11 protein-coding genes are annotated in these 15832 nt (G+C 69.9%); 5 read left to right on the plus strand and 6 right to left on the minus strand.

What is annotated here, in order from left to right; translation table 11 throughout:
• The first annotated feature begins 69 nt into the window (after window positions 1-69).
• Window positions 70-2232 carry a primosomal protein N' gene (locus IM632_RS00720; protein ID WP_296518278.1) on the plus strand — a complete coding sequence of 721 codons (2163 nt, stop codon included), beginning with the start codon at window positions 70-72 and terminating at the stop codon, window positions 2230-2232.
• 21 nt (window positions 2233-2253) lie between these two features.
• Here the strand turns inward: IM632_RS00720 and IM632_RS00725 are convergent, their stop codons facing one another.
• Window positions 2254-3024 carry a TerC family protein gene (locus IM632_RS00725; protein WP_296482492.1) on the minus strand — a complete coding sequence of 257 codons (771 nt, stop codon included), beginning with the start codon at window positions 3022-3024 and terminating at the stop codon, window positions 2254-2256.
• A 521-nt stretch (window positions 3025-3545) separates the two neighbouring features.
• Between IM632_RS00725 and IM632_RS00730 the strand changes: the two genes are divergently transcribed.
• Together IM632_RS00730 and IM632_RS00735 are read left to right on the plus strand one after the other, a co-directional pair.
• Window positions 3546-4217, plus strand: coding sequence for a CHAP domain-containing protein (locus IM632_RS00730; protein ID WP_296482490.1), 672 nt, complete (start codon window positions 3546-3548; stop codon window positions 4215-4217).
• Between the two features lie 37 nt (window positions 4218-4254).
• On the plus strand, window positions 4255-5223 hold the full coding sequence (locus IM632_RS00735) for a magnesium transporter CorA family protein (protein ID WP_296551917.1): 969 nt from the start codon (window positions 4255-4257) through the stop codon (window positions 5221-5223).
• On the opposite strand, the gene mutS is transcribed toward IM632_RS00735, so the two are convergent.
• From mutS to dnaK, 5 genes are all read right to left on the minus strand, one after another.
• Complete coding sequence (mutS, locus tag IM632_RS00740) at window positions 5220-7913, minus strand: DNA mismatch repair protein MutS (RefSeq protein WP_296482485.1); 2694 nt, start codon at window positions 7911-7913, stop codon at window positions 5220-5222. The genes IM632_RS00735 and mutS overlap by 4 nt on opposite strands.
• A gap of 35 nt (window positions 7914-7948) precedes the next feature.
• Window positions 7949-8656, minus strand: a complete 708-nt coding sequence (locus IM632_RS00745; RefSeq protein ID WP_296482481.1) for a nucleotidyltransferase domain-containing protein — start codon at window positions 8654-8656, stop codon at window positions 7949-7951.
• Complete coding sequence (locus tag IM632_RS00750) at window positions 8653-10536, minus strand: alpha/beta hydrolase (RefSeq protein WP_296482478.1); 1884 nt, start codon at window positions 10534-10536, stop codon at window positions 8653-8655. Before IM632_RS00750 ends, IM632_RS00745 begins: the two co-directional genes overlap by 4 nt.
• Before the next feature lie 78 nt (window positions 10537-10614).
• Window positions 10615-11763, minus strand: coding sequence for a molecular chaperone DnaJ (gene dnaJ, locus IM632_RS00755; RefSeq protein ID WP_296482474.1), 1149 nt, complete (start codon window positions 11761-11763; stop codon window positions 10615-10617).
• An 83-nt stretch (window positions 11764-11846) separates the two neighbouring features.
• Window positions 11847-13742 carry a molecular chaperone DnaK gene (gene dnaK / locus IM632_RS00760; RefSeq protein WP_296498275.1) on the minus strand — a complete coding sequence of 632 codons (1896 nt, stop codon included), beginning with the start codon at window positions 13740-13742 and terminating at the stop codon, window positions 11847-11849.
• Between the two features lie 546 nt (window positions 13743-14288).
• On the opposite strand from dnaK, the gene IM632_RS00765 reads away from it, so the two are divergent.
• Entirely contained in the window at window positions 14289-15185 is an 897-nt protein-coding gene (locus IM632_RS00765; protein ID WP_296484846.1) for a dienelactone hydrolase family protein, read from the plus strand.
• Between the two features lie 189 nt (window positions 15186-15374).
• Window positions 15375-15832: pirin family protein (locus tag IM632_RS00770; protein WP_296538880.1), on the plus strand; the 458-nt coding region annotated here is incomplete at its 3' end.

Below are 15832 nucleotides of genomic sequence, written 5' to 3' on the forward strand. Positions count from 1 at the left end.
ACTCCCGGGGCCGCCCCGGAAGCCCTGACGGCTCCCGGTCCGGGGCGGACCAGTCTATGAAGGCGCGACATGGTTCGTATCGTCTCTGTCCTCCTGCCCCTGCCCCTGCCCGAGGCCTTCGATTACGAGGAGCCGGAGGGTCTCGGCCTTTCCGTGGGCGAGCAGGTCGCCGTCCCCCTGGGCGCTCGCCTCGCTCCCGGCGTGGTGACGGCGGTGCGGGAGGGCGCTGGCGGCAACCGTCCGCTCAAGCCGGTATCCGGCCGGCTCGAGGCGCTCCCGCTCAGTCCGGCCACTGTGGACTTCATTCAGTGGGCGGCCCGCTACGCCGCCGAGCTTCCCGGCCTGCCCCTGGCCATCGCCCTGCGCGGCGCCCGGGCGCCTCTGCCGCGCCCTGAGCGTCTGGTGGCCCTTTCAGGTCGCCCTCCGTCCCGGCCCACGCCGGCGCGAACCCGGGTACTGGAGGCCGCCGGTGAAGGCCCCTCGACACCCGCCGACCTGGCCCGTCGCGCCGGGGTCTCGGCCGCCGTCGTCCGCGGCCTGATCGACGATGGCGCCCTGGGGATGAGGCTCGCCCCACGCCCGGAGAGCTTCGGCGTTCCGGACCTCGACCTCCCGGCGCCGCCCCTAAATGACAGCCAGACCGCCGCCGCCGCAGGCCTGCGGGCGATGCTTGAGGAGGGGGGGTTCCAGGCCGCCCTCCTCGACGGGGTCACAGGGTCCGGCAAGACGGAGGTCTACCTGGAGGCGATCCGGGCCGCCCTGGGGGAGGACCCGGACGGACAGGTCCTGATCCTCCTGCCGGAGATCGCCCTGACCCAGGCCCTGATCTCCAGGGTGACGGACCGCTTCGGCGCGCCGCCGGGGGAATGGCACTCGGGGGTCGCTCCGCCCGCCCGTCGGCAGGTCTGGGACGCCGTGGCCAAGGGCCGCTGCCGGATCGTCGTCGGCGCCCGGTCCGCCCTCTTCCTGCCCTTCCGCCGACTTCGGCTGATCGTGGTCGACGAGGAGCACGACACCTCCTTCAAGCAGGAGGAGGGCTTCATCTACCAGGCGCGCGACCTGGCCGTCGTCCGGGCGAAGCTTGAGGGCGCAGCGGTCATCCTCGCCTCGGCCACGCCCTCCCTGGAGACCCTGCGCAACGCCGAGACCGGACGCTATCGCTGGCTCCGGCTGGCGGACCGCCATGGCGAGGCCCGCCTGCCGGACATCCGCCTCGTAGATCTCCGACAGACGCCTCCGGACGCCGGCCGGTGGATCTCGCCGCCCCTGGCCGAGGCCATGGCCGAGACCCTGGCGGCCGGGGAGCAGACCCTGCTGTTCCTCAACCGGCGAGGATATGCGCCCCTGGTCCTCTGCCGGGCCTGCGGCCAGAAGCTCACGGCCCCGGACACCGACTCCTGGCTGGTGGAGCATCGCTACACCAACCGGCTGGTCTGCCACCTGACCGGGTTCTCCATGCCGCGCCCGGCGACCTGTCCGCACTGCGGAGCCGCGGATTCCCTGGTGTCCATCGGTCCGGGTGTCGAGCGTCTCGAGGAGGAGGCCCGGGCCCTGTTCCCGCAGGCCCGCATCGCGGTCTTCTCCTCCGACACGGTGCGCAGCGCGACCGACGCCCGGTCGCTGGTCGAGACCATGGAGGCCGGCGAGATCGACATCCTCGTGGCCACCCAGGCCGCAGCCAAGGGGCACAACTTTCCCAACCTGACCCTGGTCGGGGTGGTTGACGCGGACCTCGGCCTCAGGGGCGGGGACCTGCGGGCCGCCGAGCGGACCTTCCAGCTGCTGGCCCAGGCGACCGGCCGGGCGGGACGACGCGACCGGCCCGGACGCGCCCTGGTCCAGACCTGGGCGCCGGATCATCCCGTCATGCAGGCCCTCAAGGCCCAGGACCGCGACGCCTTCGTCCGGACCGAACTGGATGAGCGGGAACTGGCGGGCCTGCCGCCCTTTGGCCGTCTGGCGGCGGTGGTGGTGTCTGGACGGGATCCGGCGGCGCTGGAGGCCTTTGTCCGGGAGGCGGCGGCGGCGGCGCCAAATGCAGAGGGCGTCGAGGTCTATGGACCCGCCGACGCCCCATTGGCCCTTGTGCGGGGCCGTCGGCGCAAGCGCTTCCTCGTACGCGCCGACCGGCAGGTAGATCTTTCGGCCTACATGGGGGCCTGGCGGGCCCGGCTGAAGCCCCGGGGCTCCATCCGGGTCACGATTGACATCGACCCCTATAGCTTCTTCTGAGACCGGGAGAGGCCCGGCGGGTCAGTGACCCGCCTGGCTTTCCTTTTTCGTCTTGGCGTTTCGAGCCATGATGTTGAGCGCCTCGACCCCCACCGAGAAGGCCATGGCGGCGTAGATGTAGCCCTTGGGGATGTGGACCCCGAAACCGTCAGCCACCAGGATCATGCCGATCATGAGGAGAAAGCCCAGGGCCAGCATGACCACGCTGGGATTGTTGTTGATGAAGTTGGCGAGCGGGTCGGCAGCCAGCAGCATGATCATGACCGTGATGATGACCGCGACGATCATGATCGGAAGGTGATCGGTCATTCCGACGGCGGTGAGGATCGAGTCGATCGAAAACACCATGTCGATCAGGATGATCTGGACGATCACCGCACCGAAGTTGGTGACGACGACGCCGGTCTTGTCGAGGAAGTCCGCAGGCTTGGGATCCATGGTGCCGTGGATCTCCTTGGTGGCCTTCCAGAGCAGGAACAGGCCGCCGGCGATCAGGATCAGGTCGCGCCAGGAGAAGGTGAGATCCAGCCCCGCCAGGGAGCCTCCCACAGAGAAAATCGGCGCCGTCAGGTGGACAAGCCAGGCCAGGGTCGAGAGCAGGGCCAGCCGCATGATCAGGGCCAGGCTGATGCCAAGCCGCCGCGCGAACTGGCGCTGCGCCTCCGGCAGCTTGTTCGAAAGGATGGAGATGAAGATCAGATTATCGATCCCGAGGACCACCTCCATCGCGATGAGGGTGATCAGGGCCGCCCAGGCGGCGGGGTCTGTGAGAAGTGGAATTATGGCGTCCATGCGGCTTTTCTAGGGCCTGAATTCGTAGGGCGCCAGAGCCGAGGGCCAAAAAATGACGGCGGGAATCCCCTGCCGGACCGGCGCCATCCGCTCGATTCCCGGGCGCCCGGCGCCTCTTCCCGGAGCGTCGGCGGGGAATGCCCGGGTTTTGCCAACATGCCTTTCGTCAGCTTCGCCTCCACCCCTGAAGTCGTTCCCCTATCCATTCAACGGACGATCGAGGGGCGAAAACTGAACCTGTGGCCGTCAATAAAATTTCCAATCCACATAATGATTTGCCGAATTGGATCAATATATATAACAAAACATCCAATACATCGATACAACGGCATGTTCCGATCAGTTTTTCCGGTCGTTAACTTGCCGATAACGCCGTTTTATATTTGATTCATTCCTTCTATGGCGTCTGGCCTTGATTGACGCTGCCGCTCCATTGTCGCTCCGCACTGTCCTGCGGACTTGCAAATTCGAGCTGCGGGCGCTAGTTCACGTCTCGGAGCATGAAAGGGGCAAGCAGCGGGATGTTCAGGCGCGTCGCACACCTGGTTCTGGGTCTCGTGGTCGCGGGGGCCGTGGCCTTCGCTCCCCTGTCCAGCGCCCTTGCGGAACGCTCCTGGCAGTGCGCGCCCTTCGCCCGCCTGGTCTCCGGCATTCAGATTTTCGGGGACGCCCACACCTGGTGGCGTCAGGCGACAGGTCGGTATGAGACCGGGACCGCGCCGAGGGCCGGCTCCGTTCTTTGCTTCAAGCCCAGCGGCTCCATGTCCCTCGGTCACGTCGCCGTGGTCAGTCGGGTCCTGACGGACCGGGTGATCCAGATCACCCACGCGAACTGGTCGCGGATCGGCGGCGCCAGGGGTCAGATCGAGCGCGACGTGACCGTGATCGATGTCTCTCCGCAGGGAGACTGGTCGCAGGTGAAGGTCTGGTACGATCCCGTGCGCGACATCGGGTCGAGGTCCTATCCGACCTATGGATTCATTCATCAGGACGCCCAGGCCGTCCAGATGGCTTCCAATCAGTTCAACGCCGCCCAGAACGCGGCCCTGACCGTCGCCCAGAGCGCCGCCAGCCAGGTGGCGTCGACGATCCGCCCTGGCGCCTCGCCCCTGTCCATCCTGGGCCAGGCTGCGGATTCGGGCGACCGGATTGCGGCCCTGATCCAGGCTGTGACCGCCCCGCCGCAGCGATAGCGCCGGGACTGGCGCTGGAAAGCGTTCGCACCCTCGCATGCTCAATCTCCTGACGCGCGGCGCGCGAACCTTTCGCACCGCGCACGCCTTCGATCTTCCGGTCGACTGGAAGGCGCCGGAGGATGTGGTCTGGATCGAACTGGTAAGCCCTGAGCGCCATGAGGAGGCGGTGATCGAGAGCGCCCTGCGCCTCAACCTCCCCACCTCCCGCGAAATGGCGCAGATCGAGCCCTCCAGCCGGCTCTACATGGAGGGCGGAGCCACCTTCATGACCGCCAGCCTGCTGAGCCGCAGCGAGGAGGAGCATCCGGTCCTCACCCCCGTCACCTTTATCCTCGCCAACGGCCGGCTGGTGACCCTTCGCTATGAGCCGCTGCGGGCCTTCACGGCGTTCTCCCAGCGGCTGGGCGCGCCCGATTATGCAGAGGCGGCGGGCGCCGACCTCTTTCTCGACCTCCTCGATGCGGTGATCGAGCGGCTGGCGGAGGTCCTTGAGCGCGGATCGGCGCGGGTACAGGCCGCCTCCAACGCCATATTCGACCGGCCGCGGGGGGCGGCCTTCGAGCCCCTGCTCACCAACCTCGCCCGAACGCAGTCCCTGGCGGCCCTGGCCCGCACCAGCCTGGCCAGCCTCGCCCGCCTGGCCAGCTTCGCCGCCCTTGCCCCCGAGATCGCCGGCAAGCCCTCCGCCCAGGCGCATCTCGTCTCGGTCCAGCAGGACATCCAGTCCCTGACGGAACACGCGTCCGCCCAGTCGGCCCACATCTCCTTCCTGCTCGATGCAGCCCTTGGCCTGATCAACATCGAGCAGAACATCGGCATCAAGACCTTCTCGGTCTTCACCGTCCTCCTGATGCCGCCTACGCTCATCGGCGCCATCTACGGCATGAACTTCGAGATGATGCCCGAGCTGACCTGGCCCTGGGGCTATCCCCTGGCCCTGGGCCTGATGGTGGTGAGCGGGGTGGCGCCCCTGCTCTGGTTCCGCCGCAAGGGCTGGTTCTAACCGCGCTTCGAAAGGCCCTTCAGCCGGTAAAGGGCCTCAAGGGCTTCGCGCGGGCTCATGCTGTCCGGGTCCATGTCGGATAGCGCGTCCTCCAGGGGCGAGGCCGCCAGGATCTCCGCCATTCCGGCCGACGCACCGGAGAACAGAGGCAGGTCACCCAGTTGCGCAGGGGCCCCCGCCTCCCGCTCCAGTCGGGTCAGGACCTCATGGGCGCGCGCCACCACCGCGGGCGGCACGCCGGCCAGCCGGGCGACCTGGACCCCGTAGGACCGATCCGCCGGGCCGGGCGCAGCCTCGTGCAGGAAGACCAGCTCGCCGTTCCATTCCCGGGCGCGCAGCGAGAGGTTGGCCACCCCCGGCAACCGGCGCTCCAGCTCGGCCAGTTCATGGTAGTGGGTGGCGAACAGGCCCCGGCAGCGATTGGTCCCGTGCAGGGCCTCGGCGCAGGCCCAGGCGATGGCCAGGCCATCCCAGGTCGCCGTACCGCGGCCGATCTCGTCGAGGATGACCAGGGAGCGGGGCGTGGCCTGGGTCAGGATGGCGGCGGTCTCGACCATCTCGGCCATGAAGGTCGACCGGCCGCGGGCGAGATCGTCCCCCGCCCCGACCCGGCTGAACAACCGGTCGACGACGCCCAGCCTGAGGCGGCGGGCGGGAACGGGGCAACCGGCCTGGGCGAGGACGGCGAGGAGGGCGTTCTGGCGCAGAAAGGTCGACTTACCGGCCATGTTCGGGCCCGTGACGATGGCCAGCCGGGGGGCCGAGACCGCCTGGCCGTCCAACCGGCAATCATTGGGGGTGAAGGCGTCGCCCGCCCGCCGCACCGCCGCCTCCACCACCGGATGCCGCGCGCCCTCCGCCTCGAGGGCCGCGCTTAGGTCCAGCTCCGGCCGGACGGCGTCGGCCTCCTCGGCCCATTCCGCAAGGGCGGCGGCGACGTCAAGCCGGGCGCAGGCCGCGGCGGCCTCGCGGAGGCTGTCGCCGTCGGCGCAGACCAGGTCGCGCCAGGCCTCGAAGGCGGACAGTTCGATGGCCAGGGCCCGCTCCCCCGCCTGGGCGATGCGGGCGTCCAGCTCGGCGAGGGCCACGGTGGTGAACCGCATCTGGCTGGCGAGGGTCTGGCGATGGATGAAGGTCGCGTTCAGGGGCGCCCTCAGCAGGGGCTCGGCGGCCTTGGCGGTGGCCTCGATGAAATAGCCCAGGACCCCGTTGTGTCGGATCTTCAGGGCCACGCCGCTCTCGGCCGCGAGCTCCGCCTCCAGGGACAGGATGACCCGCCGGCTATCGTCGCGAAGCCGCCGGGCCTCGTCCAGCTCCGGCCGGATGCCGGGGGCGACGAAGCCGCCGTCGCGGGCCTGCAGGGGCAGGTCCGGCCCCAGGCCCGCCGTCAGGCTGGCCTGCAGGTCGGCCAGCCCGGGGTTCCGCGACAGGTCGAGGGCGGCGAGGCTCCCGGCCAGCTCCGGCGGCGGCGGCGCCTCAAGGGGGCCCGCCCCGGCGCTGAAGAGGTCCATGAGGCCCGCACCGCCCGAGAGCCCGTCCCTCAGGGTCCCGAGGTCCCGGGGGCCGCCCCGCCCGAGGGCCAGGCGCGAGAGGGCGCGGGCCATGTCGCCCTGCCCCTTCAGGACCTCGCGCAGACGCCGGCGAAGGTCCCGCCGTTCCCTCAGCCAGTCGACGGCGTCGAGCCGCGCATTGATCCGGTCCGGGTCCAGCAGGGGGCGGGCGAGGCGTGACGCCAGGAGACGGGCGCCCGGCGCCGTCACCGTCCGGTCGATGGCCGCCAGCAGGGAACCCTCACGCCCGCCCGACAGGCTGCGCTCGATCTCCAGGCTGGCCCGGGTGGCGGGGTCGATGGCCATGACGTCCGCCTCACCGGCGCGCCGGGGCGGGGCGAGGGACGGGGTGCGGCCGGCCTGGGTCGTCTCCAGGTGGGCGGCGATCAGTCCCAGGGCCGAGACCTCCGCCCCCGACAGGGGGCCGAACCCGTCCAGGGTCTCCACCCCGTAGAGGCGCTTCAGCCGCGCCTCCGCGGCCCCCGGCTCGGCAAGGGCGGAGGGCAGGGGCTGGACCCGGCCGCCTGCAGCCTTCAGGGCGGCGCTCACCGTCTCGTCGGCGAACAGCCGGTCCGGGACCAGGATCTCCGAAGGACCGAGGGCGGCGAGGGCCGAGGCCAGGGCCCCCTTGCCCGGCGCCCAGACCTCCACCTCGCCGGTGGACAGCTCGACGCTGGCGATGGCCGCGGCCCCCGCCCGCACCGCCACAGCCGCCAGCCGGTTGGCCCCCCGGGCGTCCAGGAGGCCGTCCTCGGTCAGAGTGCCGGGGGTGACGACGCGGACGATGTCGCGCCGGACGATGGCCTTGGAGCCCCGCCGCCGGGCCTCGGCCGGGTCCTCCATCTGCTCGCAGACCGCCACCTTGAAACCTGAGCGGATCAGCTTGGAGAGATAGGCCTCTGCGGCGTGGACCGGTACGCCGCACATGGGGATGGGCTCGCCGGCGTGCTGGCCCCGGGCGGTCAGGGCGATGCCCAGGGCCGCCGCCGCCTGGCGGGCGTCCTCGAAGAAGAGTTCGTAGAAGTCGCCCATGCGGAAGAAGACCAGGGCGTCGGGCTGCCGCGCCTTGACCTCGAAGAACTGGGCCATGACCGGCGTGGCGCCGGCCGAATCGAAATGGGGCGGGACGGGAGCGTTCATCTCGGCAGCTAAACTAGCCGCCGCCCGAGGCCCCGTCACCAGCGGCGGGCGAGGAGGTCGTCCGCGCAGGCCAGGGCCAGCCGCCGGCGCTCCAGCCGCCCCAGCCGGGGCGCTGCGCCATCCCTCAGCCGGCCGGCCTCTTCGAGGATCACCCGGTGCGCCGGCAGCCGGGCGAGGGCCAGGTTCATCGCCTCGCGCTTGGAGACGATCCGGCCGTCGGCCAGGGTTGAACGGATGCGAGCCATGCCCCCGAGCCCCCAGACGGCGCCGAAGGGCGTGAACATGGCGCCGGTCGGCCAGCCGAGGCTGCGGCCCTTCGCCCGCGCCAGCCAGGACCGCCAGTAGGACGCCAGATTGTCCTCCAGCACCGCAGAGAGCCAGGCCCTGTCGGGGGCCGGCGGCGGCGCGCCCCGGAGCCCGTGGCCGCACTGGCCGGCGGTCTGCAGGGCGATGGCGAGGTCCAGGTCATATCCGGCCCGCGAGAGGTCGCCCGGATCGGCGATGACGAGGTCCGTCCTTGCGCCGCCCAGCCGCGCGGCCTGCCGCCAGGCCTCCCTCGCCCCGGGCGTCAACCCTTCGCCGGACACCAGCAGCAGGTCCACGTCGCTGCGGTCTTCTCGCCAGTCGCCAAGCACCGCCGATCCCACCAGGACGGCGGCGGCGACATGGCCCCGGCCCAGGGCGTCGATCCGCGCGAGGGCGGCCTCCGCCCTGTCGATGGCGCGCCGCGGCGCCCCGCTCAATACCGGGTCCTCACCCCGAGGCTGGCGGACGAGGGCGTGTCCGCAAGGCCCTTCGCCCGCTTGAGGACCCAGTCCACCAGTGTTCCCGAGATGGCGGAGACGCCCGGCTCCCCGGGCCGCCCCTGTCCCGCCCGGGAATCATCGGCGCCCACAAAGTCCGTGTGGAAGTAGATCGCCGCATTGATGGCCGGGTCGAGGGGGCTGATGGCTTTCGCCTCCGGCGTCTGCCAGGTCCCGGTCTTGTTGACCTCGGTATAGTCCTTCACGCCCGGGAAGGGGTTTCCCGACACCCCCTGCGTAAAGCCCTGCCGGGCGACATAGACCGGGACCCCGGCGATGGCGGCCTTGTCCACGTCAAGTTTCACCCCGTCCCGGTCGATCTTCAGGGTGCGGTAGCGGCCGACGAAGCCGGCGTCTAAGTCCCAGCGCTCGGAGGGGTACCAGTTCGAGGCGATCAGGTCGGAGGCGTCGATGACCCGCCGGCCAGAGTCCGCAAAGGTCACGGTCACAGGCCGGATGTTGGAGCGGGTCGGCGCGAAGGCCTGGGCTTTCAGCCAGAGGGCGGCGCGTCCGGCCTCCCGGGGGCCCGCGCCCCCGGGCTCGATCCAGCCGTGAACGCGGTTCGGGTCGACCATGGCCCCGGAGGGAACGCACTTGGGGGGCGGGCCCATGGCGCGCATGGGCCCCACCGCCGTCGGCGGGGGCGTGCGGTCGCAGTTCGCCTCCGTCCCCGGGAGGGGGGTGAAGTCGATGCGCCCGAGACCCTGACCCAGGAACTGCAGGATCTGCATCTGGACGCCGCCGCCGGGAACCGGGTCGGTGTCAAAGCTGGCGCCCGCCCGGGCCAGCCAGGTCAGGCGGATGGTCTTCAGGAAGTCATCGCCCGGGGCCGGGGCCATGCCGGCGACCCGAAGGGGGAAGATCGCCTCCGAGTTGGGGTCCGAGAGGGCGTAATAGACCCCGGTCACCGACTGGCTGGCGGCGGAGGCCGGTCCGGCGATGGCGCCAAGGAGGCCGCTCGCGTCGGTGTAGACCCGGTCCCTGCCGCTCCTCAGCGCCGCGACCCTAGCGAAATAGGCGTCCAGCTCGGCGACGGTCGGCTCGGGCTGGACCCCGGCGGAGGGACCGCCGTCCAGGAAGATCAGGCCCGCCAGCTCTTCCACGCCGCGCCGCCCGTCGGCGCCCCTGCGGGCGGCGTAGTTGGAGACGAAGCCGCCGCCCTGGCTGTGGCCCGCCAGAAAGATGTTGCGGGCGCCGGATCGCTCGCGGATGCGCCCGATCATCGCGTCGACATCCGCCGCGTAGGTCTCGAAGCCCCAGTCGGCCATGAAGGCGAGATCGGTCTGGGTCAGGGGCTTCCAGGCCGCCGAGGCTGTGGGCGGGCCCACCCGGCCATCGGGACCGATCGCGTCCGCCCCCAGGTAATGCTTCAGGGCGATGGCGGGATCTCTCTTCCGTCGGGCCTCGCTCAGGGCCTCCGTCTCGGCGAGGTTGGCGCCCCGGCGCTGAAGCACCCAGACCTCGAGCCGGCAGGGTTGGTCGCCGCAGGTCTGTCCCGATGCGCGGGAGACCAGCTGGCTGGCCAGGTAGAGCCAGTGGGGCGGGGTCGAGGAGAAGCCTGGCAGGCCGACGATGACGGCGTTGGCGGGCCGCGGCCTGTCTCCGTCTGCAGCCGGGCGAAGACGCAGGAAGGCGGCGGTGTTAAGGGCGGCCGGCGTTCCAGGCGCCTTGCCGCCCGGGATCTGGACATACTCGGCGATGACGTCCGGATACCCCGGGACCCGGCTGCCGGCGTCGCCTGACGCAAGGGCGGGCGCGGCGGTCCAGGCCAGGGCCGCGGCCAGGCCGGCGGCGGCCATGCGGAATGCTGCGGAAGTCATGGCGTTCTCCCCGGTCCCGGATCCAGCCCGGGCAGGGGCAAGTCTAGGGTCGGCGGGGCGCCTGGGAAAGGGCCGAAGTCAGCCGCCGGTGACGTCTTCCCAGAACCTTCGCGCCTTGTTGAGGAAGCCGCTGGATTCAGGATGCTGCTGTTCGCCGCAGAGGTCCGCGAGCTCCTGCATCAGCGCCTTCTGGCGGGCGCTGAGCCGGGTTGGGGTTTCCACGAACAGCTCCACCACAAGGTCGCCGCGCTCCCGGCTGCGCAGGGAGGGCATGCCGCGTCCGCGGATCCGGACCGTACGACCGGTCTGCGTTCCCTCGGGGACCTTCACGCTCAGCCGGTTGGCCCGGCCTTCGTCGGAATCGCCGTCGGACAGGCAGGGGGCCTCGATCTCCCCACCCAGGGCCGCCGTGGTCATCGGGACGGGGACGGTGCAGAGCAGGTCCAGGCCGTCGCGCTCGAAGAGGTCATGCGGGCGGACGGAGACGAAGATGTAGAGGTCGCCCCTCGGTCCGCCACGGGCCCCGGCATCGCCTTCCCCTGCGAGGCGGATCCGGGCCCCGTCGTCGACGCCGGCGGGGATGCGGACCTGCAGGGTGCGGTTGCGACGGACCTGGCCATGCCCGCGGCAGGTGGCGCAGGGGTCGCTGACGATACGACCCTCACCGCCGCAGCGCGGGCAGGTGCGTTCGATGGCGAAGAAGCCCTGAGAGGCCCGGACCCGGCCGGCGCCGCCGCAGGTCGGGCAGGTTGCAGCGCTGGTTCCCGGCTTGGCGCCGCTGCCCTCGCAGACCTCGCAGGTCATGGCCGTGGCGGCGGTGATCTCCACCTCCGCGCCCGCGTAGGCCTGCTCGAGGGTGATCTCCAGGTCGTAGCGGAGGTCCTGCCCGCGGGCAGGGCCGCTGCGTCTCTGCCCCCCTCCGAACATATCCCCGAAGGCCGAGCCGAACACTTCGGAGAAGATGTCGTTGATGTCCGTGAACCCGGGTCCGCCGCCGCCCTGGGCGCCGTTGACGCCCGCGTGGCCGAACTGGTCATAGGCCGCCCTCTTCTTCGGGTCGGAGAGGACAGAGTAGGCCTCGTTGATCTCCTTGAAGCGGGCGGAGGCCTCCTCCGAGCCGCCGTTGCGGTCGGGGTGGTGCTCCATGGCCAGCTTGCGGAAGGCCGACTTGAGGGCGGCCTCGTCGCTGCCGCGGGGGACGCCCAGAATTTCGTAATAGTCGCGCATGAGGCGTCAGGCGTTCCGATGCGTCTTTCCGAAAGGACGCCGGCCCCGCCTCAGGGCGAGGCGGGGCCGGGTCCCGGACAGGTTCAGGCCTTCTTGCCGTCTTCGGTGACTTCCTCGAACTCGGCGTCGACCACGTCGTCGGCGCCGCCGGGGGCGGCGTCGCCCTCCCCGGACTGCTGGGCCGCGTACATGGCCTCCCCAAGCTTCATGGAGGCCTGCGCCAAGGCCTGTGTCTTGGCGGTGATGGCGTCGGCGTCGCCGCCGTCCAGCACCGACTTCAGGTCCTCAATGGCGGAGGTGATGGCTGACTTCTCGGCCTCGCCGACCTTGTCGCCATGCTCGCCCAGCGCCTTCTCCGTGGAGTGGATCAGCGCTTCCGCCTGGTTGCGGGCCTCAACGACAGCCTTGCGCTTCTCGTCCTCGGCCCGGTTGGCCTCGGCCTCGCGGACCATCGCCTCGATGTCGGAGTCCGAAAGTCCGCCATTGGCCTGAATCCGGATCGACTGCTCCTTGCTGGTCGCCTTGTCCCGGGCCGAGACGTTGACGATGCCATTCGCGTCGATGTCGAAGGTCACCTCCACCTGCGGCACCCCGCGCGGCGCCGGCGGGATGCCGACCAGGTCGAACTGGCCCAGCAGCTTGTTATCCGCCGCCATGGGACGCTCGCCCTGGAAGACCCGGATGGTCACCGCCGACTGGTTGTCATCGGCCGTGGAGAAGGTCTGGGAGCGTTTGGTAGGAATGGTGGTGTTACGCTCGATCAGGGACGTGAAGACGCCGCCGAGGGTCTCGATACCGAGGGTCAGCGGGGTCACGTCCAGCAAGAGGACGTCCTTGACATCGCCCTGCAGGACCCCGGCCTGAATGGCGGCGCCCAGGGCCACCACCTCGTCCGGGTTCACGCCGGTGTGAGGCTCGCGACCAAAGAAGGCCTTCACCGTCTCCACGACCTTGGGCATCCGGGTCATGCCGCCGACAAGGATGACCTCGTCGATGTCGCCCTTCTTCAGGCCGGCGTCCTTCAAAGCCTGCTCGCAGGGCCCGAGGGTCTTGGAAACCAGGTCCTCGACCAGGGCTTCGAGCTTGGCGCGCGAAAGCTTGATGTTCAGGTGCAGAGGACCCGAGGCGTTCATCGAGATGAAGGGCAGGTTCACCTCGTACTGGGCCGTAAAGGACAGTTCCTTCTTGGCCTTTTCGCCTTCTTCCTTCAGGCGCTGAAGAGCCAGTTTGTCGTTGCGCAGGTCGACCCCGGTCTCCTTCTTGAACTCTTCAGCCAGGAAGTCGACCACACGAAGGTCGAAGTCCTCGCCGCCCAGGAAGGTGTCGCCGTTGGTCGCCTTCACCTCGAAGACGCCGTCGCCGATCTCCAGGACGGAGACGTCGAAGGTGCCGCCGCCGAGGTCATAGACCACGATCTTCTTGCCGTCGTTCTTCTCCAGGCCATAGGCCAGGGCCGCGGCGGTGGGCTCGTTGATGATCCGCAGGACCTCGAGGCCGGCGATCTTGCCGGCGTCCTTGGTGGCCTGGCGCTGGGCGTCGTTGAAGTAGGCCGGGACGGTGATCACCGCCTTGTCGACCTTCTCTCCGAGATGCTGCTCGGCGGCCTCCTTCATCTTCTGGAGAATGAAGGCGGAGACCTGCTGCGGAGAGTAGTCCTTGCCCTGAGCCTTGACCCAGGCGTCGCCGGTCGGGCCCTTGACGATATCATAGGGCACCATGCCCTTGTCCTTCTCCACCAGCGGATCTTTGTAGTTCCGTCCGATCAGACGCTTGATGGCGAAGAGGGTGTTGGCGGGGTTGGTCACCGCCTGGCGCTTGGCGGGCTGGCCGACGAGGCGCTCGCCGTCCTCGAGGAAGGCCACTACCGAAGGGGTCGTACGAACGCCCTCCGCATTCTCGATCACCTTCGGCGTCTTGCCGTCCATGATCGCAACGCAGGAATTGGTCGTCCCGAGGTCGATACCGATGATCTTGCTCATGATGAGTCTCAAACGCTCCTATTTGGCGGGCCGCGCCTGAGGAGCCTCGTCGCCAAGCACTCCTCGTTCCTGCGGCCCCCTTGAACAGTCCGGGGTCGTCGGCGGGCCCTTTCGGAACCGCGCCTTCGCCGTGCGATATGGTGCGGAACCGCCACTCTGCAAGGGCAAAGTCCCTAAACGGGGAAGGGCTTTAGGGTCTAGAAGACGAGGGTTCCGTGCAGACGGTCGGCGTAACCCTCCCCGGCCGGGCGCGCAACGCCGTCTCGCGGAACCCGGGAGACCTGAAGCCACAAGTCCGTCCCGCTGAAGCCCCCAGCGCCAGGCGCGCACGCGCGGACAGGTCGGCGGAGCGATTTTTCCTTCGGAGAGGCGGCGCAGGTCGACCGATCTCATGGGCTCGCAGCTCATGTCGCGAGGATTCGCCCCCCAGCGCGGCCGGTTCGGACGTCAACACGGACTCCAATGCCGGGGGGGGGCTTTGACAGTCGGCCCCGGGATCGCCAAATGAAACTGACCCGGCGGTCGCCGGTGAGGGAGGCCGGAACCATGAAGACCCTGACCCGACCTGAGGGAACGATCCCCGGTGATCTCGCCCTGACCCGTCGGCGCCTGGCCCTCGCCGCCTTGGGCGGTTACGCCCTCTACGCCTACTCGGCTGAGGCCCAGACCATCAGCACGGACGCTACGGGCCTCGTCGCAGGGGATGTAGAGGTCGATGTCGGGGATCGCATGGCGCCGGCTTACATGGCGCGCCCGGACGCCCGGGGGCGCTTCCCCGCCGTCCTCGTCATCTCCGAGGTCTTCGGAATCCATGAGTACATCCGGGACATCTGCCGACGCCTGGCCCGCGTGGGATACGTGGCCATTGCCCCGGACCTGTTCGTGCGCTCCGGTGATCCGTCAAAGACCAACGATTTCAATCAAATCCGCCGCATCGTCAGCGCCGCTACCGACAAACAGATCTTCAACGACCTGTCGGGAACCGTCCGCTTCCTCAAGGCCCAGCCCTTCGTCGACAAGGCCAGGATGGCGGTCACTGGTTTCTGCTGGGGCGGCGCCATCGTCTGGCTGGCCTGCCAGCGCATGCCCGACTTCCGGGCGGGAGCGGCTTGGTACGGCCGGCTGACAGCGCCGAAGCCCGGGGAGTTCCTGGGCGAGCCAAACCGGCCCTGGCCCCTCCAGGGCGTCGCCCAGCTCCGCGCCCCGGTGATCGGCCTCTACGCCGGCAAGGATCAGGGCATCCCCCTGACCGATGTCGAGGCCATGCGCAGCGCCCTTGTCGCCGCGCGCAAGACCGGCAGCCAGATCATCGTCTATCCGGACAGCCAGCACGGTTTCCACGCCGACTACCGAACAAGCTACGATCCGGTCGCGGCCCGGGACGCCTGGGCCCGGATGCTGGCGCACTTCGCCGCCAACGGGGTCCGGCCCCGGCCCTTCTAAGCGGACACTGGCGGCGGCCAGGTCGGCCGTATGCAGTCGGAACCCTTGTCATCCTTCAGTCCGTCCTGACCTGTCGCCGGGTCCGGCGTCCAGCCGGACTTTGGGGGCATCCTGCGGCCTGCCGTTTCCAATCCCGTTTCCGGCTCCCTATCTTGCGGTCCTGAGAGCTCGCGTTGATGGAAACCGTCCATGATCGATCTTCGCCCCTTCGACGCCCTTGGCGGCGCCGACCATGGCTGGCTGCACGCCCGCCACCACTTCTCCTTCTCGGGATACCAGGACCCGGCCCGGATGAACTGGGGCGCCCTGCGGGTCTGGAACGACGACGCCATCCAGCCGAACACCGGCTTCCCGCCGCACCCGCACCAGGACATGGAGATCATCACCTATGTCCTCGAGGGCGCCATCAGCCACCAGGACAGCCTGGGCAACCAGGGCCGGACCGAAGCCGGCGACGTCCAGGTGATGAGCGCCGGCTCGGGCATCCGCCACGCTGAGTACAACCTCGAGCCCGGCGTCACCCGCCTCTTCCAGATCTGGATCCTGCCGTCGCAGGCGGGCGGCGCGCCCTCCTGGGGCGCCCGGCCCTTTCCCCGGGGCGACCGGGCGGGCCGGTTCGTCGCCCTGGCCTCCGGCTTCGCAGAGGA

Source organism: Phenylobacterium sp. (assembly GCF_020402505.1).
Taxonomy (GTDB): domain Bacteria; phylum Pseudomonadota; class Alphaproteobacteria; order Caulobacterales; family Caulobacteraceae; genus Phenylobacterium.